At 64.0% G+C, this 9,424-nt stretch carries 6 protein-coding genes; all 6 read right to left on the minus strand.

Annotation, left to right across the window (positions count from 1 at the left end; all coding sequences use genetic code 11):
- Positions 1-148: 148 nt before the first annotated feature.
- The 6 genes from NQ706_RS13555 to NQ706_RS13580 all read right to left on the minus strand — a co-directional run bounded on the left by NQ706_RS13555 (position 149) and on the right by NQ706_RS13580 (position 9,263).
- Positions 149-2,476 carry a DEAD/DEAH box helicase family protein gene (locus NQ706_RS13555; protein WP_404361093.1) on the minus strand — a complete coding sequence of 776 codons (2,328 nt, stop codon included), beginning with the start codon at positions 2,474-2,476 and terminating at the stop codon, positions 149-151.
- 3 nt (positions 2,477-2,479) lie between these two features.
- Positions 2,480-4,426, minus strand: a complete 1,947-nt coding sequence (locus NQ706_RS13560) for a site-specific DNA-methyltransferase (protein ID WP_404361095.1) — start codon at positions 4,424-4,426, stop codon at positions 2,480-2,482.
- 149 nt (positions 4,427-4,575) lie between these two features.
- Positions 4,576-5,418, minus strand: a complete 843-nt coding sequence (locus NQ706_RS13565; RefSeq protein WP_404361097.1) for a hypothetical protein — start codon at positions 5,416-5,418, stop codon at positions 4,576-4,578.
- Positions 5,408-6,430: an ATP-binding protein gene (locus NQ706_RS13570; protein ID WP_404361099.1), complete on the minus strand. Its 1,023-nt coding sequence runs from the start codon at positions 6,428-6,430 to the stop codon at positions 5,408-5,410. The genes NQ706_RS13565 and NQ706_RS13570 overlap by 11 nt, the downstream gene beginning before the upstream one ends.
- Complete coding sequence (locus tag NQ706_RS13575) at positions 6,421-8,526, minus strand: Mu transposase C-terminal domain-containing protein (protein WP_404361101.1); 2,106 nt, start codon at positions 8,524-8,526, stop codon at positions 6,421-6,423. The genes NQ706_RS13570 and NQ706_RS13575 overlap by 10 nt, the downstream gene beginning before the upstream one ends.
- Entirely contained in the window at positions 8,523-9,263 is a 741-nt protein-coding gene (locus tag NQ706_RS13580; RefSeq protein ID WP_404361103.1) for a TnsA-like heteromeric transposase endonuclease subunit, read from the minus strand. The genes NQ706_RS13575 and NQ706_RS13580 overlap by 4 nt, the downstream gene beginning before the upstream one ends.
- Between the last annotated feature and the right edge of the window lie 161 nt (positions 9,264-9,424).

Below are 9,424 nucleotides of genomic sequence, written 5' to 3' on the forward strand. Positions count from 1 at the left end.
TGTCATTCGCCATCCAAGGTGAACCACTGACTCGCGGAATAAGGGGCCTGGTTCACTTTGGATGACAGCCCGGCGGCCGCCAGGCACCATCCAAAGTGAACCAAATCAGCACGGATTAAGTTGAGGACAGCTAGGTACCAGCTCCAGATCAAGGCCTGGGCAGAAATCCCCTAGCTACAGAGTCAAGGTCGTCATGGGGGTCAACTCTTAGCGCCCTGCCGCTACCAAGACCCCAGACCGAGAATCCATCTCGACTGTCCAACGTCCCGTCTCGCCGATATCTGCCTTCGGTAACGAAGCGCACCTCAATAGTCGTCGATACCCTCTCATGCGGCTTGATCGTCAGGAGCTTGCGTCGCGCGTCACCCTCGACCAGCGCCTGGTTCTTCGTGTCAACGCAGTAGACGACGTCGTCAGACCACACGAGGAAGTCAGGGAAAAACCAGACGGTAGAGCCAAGTGTGACCAATGGGATCCGGTAGCCGGTCTGAGATCGGTTCCGCGTCCACGTCAAACCTGTCTCATCCACGGCACGAGCGAAGCGGAGCTCCAAGTCGTTGAGCCCGTCGTAACCCTCGTGGAGCGCGTTCTTGAACGCTTCTAGTCCGCTTGCCCGCACGAGCATGTCGCTGACGACGTAGGGCTTGGGCTTCTGCTGCTTAACGACTGCTGTGCGCAGGTACTCGTCGACTGCCTTGGCCGCATCGTCGGCCAATGCCGTGTAAGCGTTGCTTCCCACACCGACCTTGGCGTCGAACTTCTTAGCGTCGGTGTCCATGACCATAAGCGCAGGCTTGTAGCGGCGCGACACCTCGCGCCGGAAGACCCACCGTGCGTTGACCCGATTCGTTTGCTCGAAATCGACCCAGTCGGAATCCTTGGACTCGCTCTGACCGATTACTTGCTCCACCGTGCGGCGACGGCCCGCGCCCTTGGTGTTGACCTGGTCCTGGGAGTAGTCCATGACCTTGGCGATGACCTTCTCGACCGGCTCCACGCACTCGGCGTGGTCGATGGCCGCCTTGGGCACCGCACGGTGCCCCTTGACTGCGAGGTTCTTCGGCTCCTCCTTGCCCGGCGGTGTGGCAATGATGTGCACCTGCGGGTTGTCGCCGCCCAGCCCCTGGCGCACGTCGTCCACCACGGCGGCGAACGCGTCGTTACGGTCTACGCGGACGTAGAAGTGCGCGGTGTTCAGCCGGTCGGCGCCGTAATGCGTCGCACCCGGCTGACGGAGCACCCGACCAATTACTTGGGAAATCTGGATGGTCGAGTCCATGGACTTGTCCACGTAGGCGAAGTAGACGCAGGGATCATCCCATCCCTCCTGGAGCGTCTTGTTGAAGATGATGTGGCGGTAATCGCCCTCGATAAAGGTGCCGTAGTCCTTGTCGCCACCGTTGAACAGCACGAATTCCGCCGGAAGCGGGAAGTCCTTGTGCGTCTTCAGGTCGGCGTACACCGCCACCTCATCAGCGGGCACCCCGCAGTGCTCCACAAGGTAGCGCCAGATGAGGATAGGCGGCGCCTGGCGCTGGTCGAAGACCTGCGCCGGATTGTCCGAAGCCGTCGAGTCACCCGCCACGATGTTCGTGTTGCAGACGTAGATCGCCTTTGGGACGAAGGAAAGCCCCTCTGCGATGGCCGCCTTCTCCGCCTCCGCCATGTCGGCGAGCATCTCGGTGACGGTCTCCTCCATTGGGGCGTTTAGGCCGTCGAGCGCGATGATGCCCTTCACGAGGCCCGAGCCTTGGACCTCGGCGGTCGGGACGCGCGTGATGAGGTCCTCGTCGGCGTAGCCGCCAATGTCTCGCAGTGGGGTGATGACCTCGGAGTAGAACTGCGCCGGGAACCGCAGGGTCGCGCTGGCTAGCAGGAAGACGTCCGGCTGCTGTTCCAGCAGCAGGGTCGTCTGCTGGTCGCTTAAGTTCTGAGCCTCGTCGTACACGACCAGCAGAGGACGCTGGTCGCCCTCTGCCGTCTTGCGGACCTTCAGCGCCTCCCACCGGGTCGACTCGATGTTGTCGGTGTCGGCGGCAAAGATCTTGAGATTGCTCTTCTCCCGATCCTTCTGGTTGAACGTGCCGACCGTGGCGAAGTAGAGCAGCGCCTCGCGAGAGTTCTCGACGTCGGCCGGGTCGTACTCGCTGAGCAGACGCACGGTCGTGTCCGGCAGGAGGTGGTTGTATTTGCCGCCCTCGGCGAGGTTGGCGTAGCTCTGCTGGACGACGACCTTGCCCTTGGAGAGCCAAAGGATGACCGGAGGGATCTCAAGCATGGCACTGATCTCCGCGACTGCCTGCGCGAGGATAGCGGTCTTACCCGCACCGGTGATCGCCGAGAGCGCCTGGTAGAACGGCACGTCCCGGGCATTGTTCTTGCGCCCGATGCGTACGGGGTCGGAGTTGTAGTCGACAAAGCGGTCCGCGACCTGCGAGGCCGCCGTCTGCTGGAACTGGAAGAGCTCGATGGTCACGGCTCAGTCCTCCTCGGTGTAGGACTCGGTGCGGATGTCCAGGCCGAAGTCGGACAGGATGCGGTCGGGGATTTGGTACCAGACCACGTCGTCGGTCGCGAAGAGGTTGCGGCGGCTGTAGACGTGGTACGTCTCTGCCAACCCCGCCTTCTCGGCCTCCTCGGTGATCGCTTCGTAGACCTCCTCGGTCAGGTCGGGATTCGACCCTGCGCCTGACCATACGAGAAAGATGCCCTCGCCAGCGGCGTTCTTGGCCACGAGGTACTCGAACGGCTCGTCGCCGTCCAGGAGTGGCACGAGCGCAGAGGCCCGCCGGGAGCTGGTGCTGGAGTGCGAGGCGATGACGGTGTCGATCATCTCGTCGCGCTCCATGAGAAGCAGGGTTGGCGCGTCGACCTGCTTCGTCAAGGTCTTGAAGGTGAACCCGCTGCCCAGCGGCTTGCCTTTGCCGTTCACCCAGTCGCCGGAGACGACGCGGATCATGCGGTCGGCGGTCAGCGTTTTTGCGTATGAGTCACCGTTCTCGGGGCGGCCCTGCTCGACCATGATGAAGCGGCGGTCGCTGTCCGTGTCTTGGTTGAGTGTCAAGACGGCCTGGCCAGTGGTCCCCGACCCGGCAAACGGATCGAGGACGATGCCTGTCGGAGGGCACCAGATCTGGATTAGCTTGGTCATGAGGGTGAGGGGCTTGACAGTTTCGAAGCCGTGTCCCTTGCCGACCACGGCACTGAGTTCATTTACGCCCGTTTGGCTGTGACCCGACTCCTCATGGTCCCAGGAAACCGACCCTAAGACGGCAGGATTCTCGATGTCTTCGTCCGCCCAGTAGGTCATCGGAACACGGCCCTGTTTCACGTCTTCGAGGTACCGCTTCAGCTGCGGACGCCCAGTTCCCTTCACGCCGAAGAAGATCTCGGGCCACGGCTCCGTCCTCATCTTCTCGGCCGCCACTCGTTTCGAATCCTCCGGCTGGCCCTTGAGCATCAGCGCCTTGACGGGACGTACAGACGTGACTGGTACGCCGATGATGGCCGCCCGCTGATCAGCGTCACCGATGTCGCGCAGCTCGTACTGAACGCCCCAGCGCTCCAAGATCGGCTGTGTCTGTCTCTGCGGCCACACCCAGCACCTGCCGGACGGGGGATAGTGCACGTCTCCCGTCAACGGGGACTGGATGCCGTAAACCATCCCCTGGTGAGTCGCGGCCTTGGGGCCAGAAAAGTCGCCTGGCTTCCAGAGGCGAGGGTCTCCATCTCGATTCTTGTACCGCGCATCCATGCCGGATGTACGCGGCTCCAGGCCCGTCTTCGCGGTAGCTTCGTCCTTCGCATACACCAGCACGTACTCCGTGGCCGTGGAGACGTGCCTGTTGTCCGAACGGGGGGAGTAGCTCTTCTGCCAGTTGATGATGGCGAGACGGTTCTGCTCGCCGAACAGCTCGTCGAGCATCTGCCCGAGGTGGAATAGCTCGCGGCTGTCGATGCAGATGGCCAGCACGCCCGACGGCTTGAGCATCGAGCGCATCATCTGCAAACGCGGGTACATGAACTTCATCCACTTGGTGTGCCGCGCAGGGTCGTCGCTGCCCACCAGGTCGCCCATGGCAGGATCGTTCGGGTCGGTGTCCCACCTGTCGTTGTACCGGAAGTCACCGCCCGTGTTGTAAGGCGGGTCCGTGAGAATCATGTCGATCTGGCCGCGCTCGCGGTACAGCGAAGCGAGCGCCTGAAGATTGTCGCCCTCGATGATCAGGTTGTTCGCACGTCCTTGATCGTCACCGGCGCTGAGGTTCTTTACCGTCCGCATGGTTCGCGGGCGAACCCGGCGGCCGATCTGGCGCGCGAGCATCTTGCCCGGGAAAGACAGCGCGACACCGGCCCCCGTCTTCTCACGGATCATCTCGATGAGTTGCTCGACAGGGAGCGTCTCAAGGTCAGTCAGGTCGTCCATGACTCTCTCATTCGTTGGGTCTTGACCGCGCGGTCGGGTCTGGGGGCCGCTGTCTGCTCGGACAGGACGTAGTGTGGCAGCTCGCACCGACAGGGGGCGCTGTGCGTGGGAGCCGTCAGCGATGGTGTAGTGACGCGGTTGCCCGGTAATCACGTTACATACACATCAGCTTCGGGGGGCAACCGGTAGCGCCGCAGTATCACCCGCAGAGGGTCGCGCCACACCATGTCATGGCGTGACCCGAGCAGCGGAACCCATTCGCGGAGGCGGGCCGTCATCGTTTGCGCGCTCCCCGGCCCGTCCGCGTCCGTTCGTGAGGGGTCGAGGAGAGCGGCCGCGATTTGGATGGCGACCGGGTAGGTGGCGACGTTGAAAGCGTCGCCGTCGTGCTCACGGTTTGCCTGTTGGCCCATCAGGACCGCGTATGCCTCTCGTGCTGCCAGCGGCCTGGGCATGCCGCTGCGTGAGTAGGCCGCGAGTACGCCTTGCGCGGCCTGCCATGCGTCGTACGTGGCGGCATGGCCGTACTCCGTCGTGAGAAGGCGGTGGCGGCGGCTCGCCGCTGCCAGATGCGGTAGACCCGCTATCTGGAACTGCTTGGCTCCCGGCAGCCACCGTTGGTGGCGCCGGCAGATCACGTCCCACTGGTGCGCGTAGACGTACACGTTGCCGCCGGTACGCCGGACCGCGCATCGGCGGCACGCGAACCGGCGCAAGCGGCTCGGCCGCCCCTGCAAGCGCCGGTCGGTGAAAGTGTGAGGGATCGTCGGGATCGCCAACGCCACAGACAAAGGGGTACGGCCAGTCAGTGCCGCCAGGCCATCGAGGAGCGGCATCCCGCTGCTGCGGATGACCTGATGCAAGGGCACGCCCTGCTCATATTGGTTCGCCCGGGCCAGACGGTTCAGATACCCCCAATAGTCCTCATCGGAGTACGGGCCGACCGGGAACGTGAGCTGGGCCGGGCGCAGGACGGTCGGGTCAAATGGCATGCCGCTTACCTCGTGGGGACGCGACGGTTTCGGCGGCGTAATCGAGGACGACGTCGTCAAGAAGGTCCCGAGTGACCGCCTCCGTACTGCCCGGCAAGGTGGCGAGAATCGCGGCTGCCCGCAAGAGGTGCGACAGGCTACTGATAGAGCCGCCAGTGCGCTCGTGCAGGTAGTCGCTCATCGGCGTCAGAGAACCAGGCTCGTGGTTGTACAGGCGCAGCGCCGCGTCGAACGTTGCGACCAACCCCGCCCACTCGTCGTTGCGTGGAAACGGCGACGTGCGAAGCGTCGTGTACCGGCCAGCGATCTGTCGGCCGCGAACACCGTTGAACAGCAGCGTTTCGACGTCGATCCCGGCATAGACGAAGGTCGCGGGAATGTGGTCAGCGAAGTATTTGAGGTGGTCCGACATCTCCTCACCTGCGCTGGTCGCGAGGTTCAGGTTATGAATCTCATCCACGAGGACAAGATCAGTGCGGGCCTCGATGAGCAGTCTGCACACCCGGGCAGCAATGTCGACCACGTTCTCGCGGCCACTGGCGGGGTGGCCGAGGAAGTTCGCGAACTCGGTCGCAAGCTTCTTCGCGCTTCCCTTTGGTGGCGCCGACAGGTAGACGACAGGCACGCGCGAGGTGTCATCCGGGTAGCGTCGCCGTACGGACGCCTCATGGGTCTTGCCCAGCTCCATGAGGGACGTCGTCTTGCCCGTCGCTGCTTGGCCACTGACGATCAGGCCGCGGCGCGCGCCGGTCTCCTGCTTGTTGACGTGCAGCAGCAGACGCGCCTGGTGTGTCACCTGCCGCACGGTGGAGGTTTCGGCCACGACCATCCGTGAGTGGTAGTGGCTGCGCTGCTCGTCGTACGCCGCGCGCTCCGCATCTGGTAGCGCGTCGTATTCCTTCCGGGGGAGGAGGTCGAACGTCGGCGCGTCTAGGTCGACGTATTGCCGCCATCCTGCAAGCGTAGTGACAGGCAAGCGAGTGACATCAACACCCGAGGGGTTCACCACCATGACTCAGACTCCTTCTTCGCGTCGTAGACCCGCAGTGGCACCACATTCGAGGGTGCTGCCGTAGCGTCATCTGGTGTTGCTTCACCAACGGGCGTTTCCGGCGTCGGGGTTGCTTCGATCGCGGCGGGCGGGGTAGCGGTTGCAGTAGTGCTGGGCTGCGTCCTGTCGCGGCGCGCGTCAGACAAAGCGGCTTCGTTCTTGACGCGGGCACGGCGGGCCTTCGCTCGTGCTGCCTTAGTGGGTGCCGACCTTTCGCGCTGACCGCTGACGATGTCTCGGGCGACGGCTTCGATGGCCGCAGCATCATCGGCCCGCTCGCCACGTTCGAGGACGACCTGTACCGAGGCGCGCCACACGTCACCACCGAAGGGGGCAGGTTGGCCGTTGAGGTGCCGCCACATGGCCGTCACGAAGCGGCTCCGCCCGTCTTCGGTCGGCACGCGCACGAAGACGCGTGAGAGGTCGTACGGGTCGTGGCGCACTTCCCACAGCCCGCGCTTGTGGCGACGGTCGGGGGTATGGCGGAACTCGTTCAGCTCGGGGCTGTCGTACAGGCGGTGCCCGAGACGGATGCCTTCAGCGCCGATCTTGCGGCGCTCACTGGGCAGCATCTCGATGAACGCCTCACCCGAGACGGGTAGCGGGACATACCCGGCGACGTCGAGCATCGCCTTGTACATTTCGTTGGGGGACAGGACTGCCTCCGCGTTCAACGGGTCGCGTAGCCCTTCGTGGGGGCGCACCTGCCACGCGGCGATGACCCACTGTTCGAGGACGTCCTGCAACTCTGGCAGGGAAAGCACCGCCTGCTGTTCGGCCTTCTGGCCGCGCCGCTCCACTGAGCGCCCCAGGTAACCGGGCAGGTACTGGGCGAACAGCGTGGAGACGGATTGCAACGTGCGCTCCACGTGCGGCTTGTCTGTGGGCGTGTCAGGGTGCGCGGGTTGCACGTTGATCCCGAAGTGCCTGCACGCATGCTCGAACGCCCGTGACGTGTACTGCTTGCCGTGGTCCATCACGATCGTCTGCGGGCGGATGATCGGCCGCGCTGCCGCCGACTTCAACCGCTCGTCTACCTCAGTCAACTCCCGGTACGGCAGCACCGACGCGGACAGTCGCAACGCCTCCGGCCAGCCGGGCCTCATCGGTTCGGGAGTGACCGCGTGCGCCAGCAAAGCTCCCAGATCGGCGGCCTTGGTCGAGGGGCGCACCGCGACGGCCATGATCGTGCGTGTCGCCACATCAACCATCGCCGTCAGCTCAACACGGCCGACAACGTCCTGGTCGAATACCACCGCAACATCGAGGGGCGTGGAGTCGATCTGCACGAGTTCGCCTGGCATGACTGGCGCGACGCGTCCGAACTCGCGCTGCGGCTGCTGCGACAACGTACGCCGCGTCCGCGCGGACCCGAGAGCGTGCCGCCCCTCACGCATCTGTGCGACCATCCGCCGCAACGTCGTCACGGACGGCACAGCAGCGTCCGGGCCAAGCTCCTCACGCACTGCCACAGTCAGGTCATGGTGCAGACGGTCAATCGTCCCCGTTGACTCCAACGACGCATCGCCCAGAACACGCGCCAGGACCTCACGCACGCGCGGGTCGACACGTGACCCCGCCGATGCTTCGCGCACGGAACGACCATCCGCGAGGCCCAGGATGCCTCGCGTCTGGTAACGCTGCCGCAGACGCACCAGACGACTACGCGACACGCGGTGGCCAGCCTCCGTCAACTCCCGAGCCTTCGTCTCCTCCCGCTGACGCATCGACGTCAACAGCAGGTCATAGTTCGGGCCCTCACCATCCCACGGGCGCCCTTCCAGGACGTCCTTCACGTGACGCTCCCAGAACACCGCCTCATCGCGTTGCTTCTCAGGCAACCCGTCGAAGACATCAAGATCGCGTAGGGGAGCGGCGGGGCGCCGGTCCACGACAGTGAAACCGCTCGCAGCGGCCAGCTCAGCCGCAGACATCTCCCGCACCGCACGATGCGGCCCAGCAAGCACGACCTGGCCATTGCGGACAGAGTCCACCCGATACTCGACGTTCTGGACGCGCACCACGTCACCGGTCCGAACAACATCTGCGACGCTCATGCGGCCGATCCCTCCCATACCGGTGAACGCAGCGAAAACGGCACAGACTCATCCATGCGCAGATCGCCACGCCACACGTGATGAAACACCAGCGGCAGAACCGCCAACAGAGGCGCACCCAAACGGGCACTCACCTCGTCAAGACGCACACGCTCACCCGCGAGCGCCTGTGTGATCGAGGCCAAGGACGTCACCCTCGACACGCCGCACCACGGATGCCGATACGCCGATAACCACCGACAGTTCGCGCGAGCAACCGGCTCAACCTCACCGACGCGCTGATACGACCAGCCAACGAGGGAGCACGCATCGGCGGTCTGAGCGAACTTCAACGCGTCCACGTCACCGATACGGTCATCAGGGCGCACGTCGATAATCTCGACGCTCCCATCGCGGCGACGAAGGAAGAAGTCGGGGGTATGGCGTCCGCTCGGCAGGTCGAGCGTGAACGGCTGAGCGCGAACGGCGCGGACGTTCGCGTCGCGGTCGAACAACATGATCCAGTCACGTTCCACCCAGGACTCGAACGGCACGTACTCACCAGACTTCGAGAACCACCAGGAACCCACCCAGTTCCTCTGTCCCTTGTAAGCGACCGGCTTACGGATGCCGGGGTGGTCTTCGAAGCGCCACGTTGCGGCCTCGGACAGATCAAGCGTCATCAGCGTGCCGTCGTCGTTGACCATGACCGGCACGCCGCACCCAGGACGCTCAACAGCCCACGCGCTCGAACTCATGTACGAACTGTAGCGCATGTGGTTCAGGTTGGATGGCGAAGAACAAGGGGTTGGTTCACTTTGGATGACCAAAATCGGCTCGGCGGTTCAGGTTGGATGAACGAAATCGTCATCGTGGTCCAGGTCGGGTGATTCTGGTTCACCTTCGATGACGATTGACA

This window comes from Dermacoccus sp. BD5 (assembly GCF_044878485.1).
In the GTDB taxonomy this organism is placed as follows: Bacteria; Actinomycetota; Actinomycetes; order Actinomycetales; family Dermatophilaceae; genus Dermacoccus; species Dermacoccus nishinomiyaensis.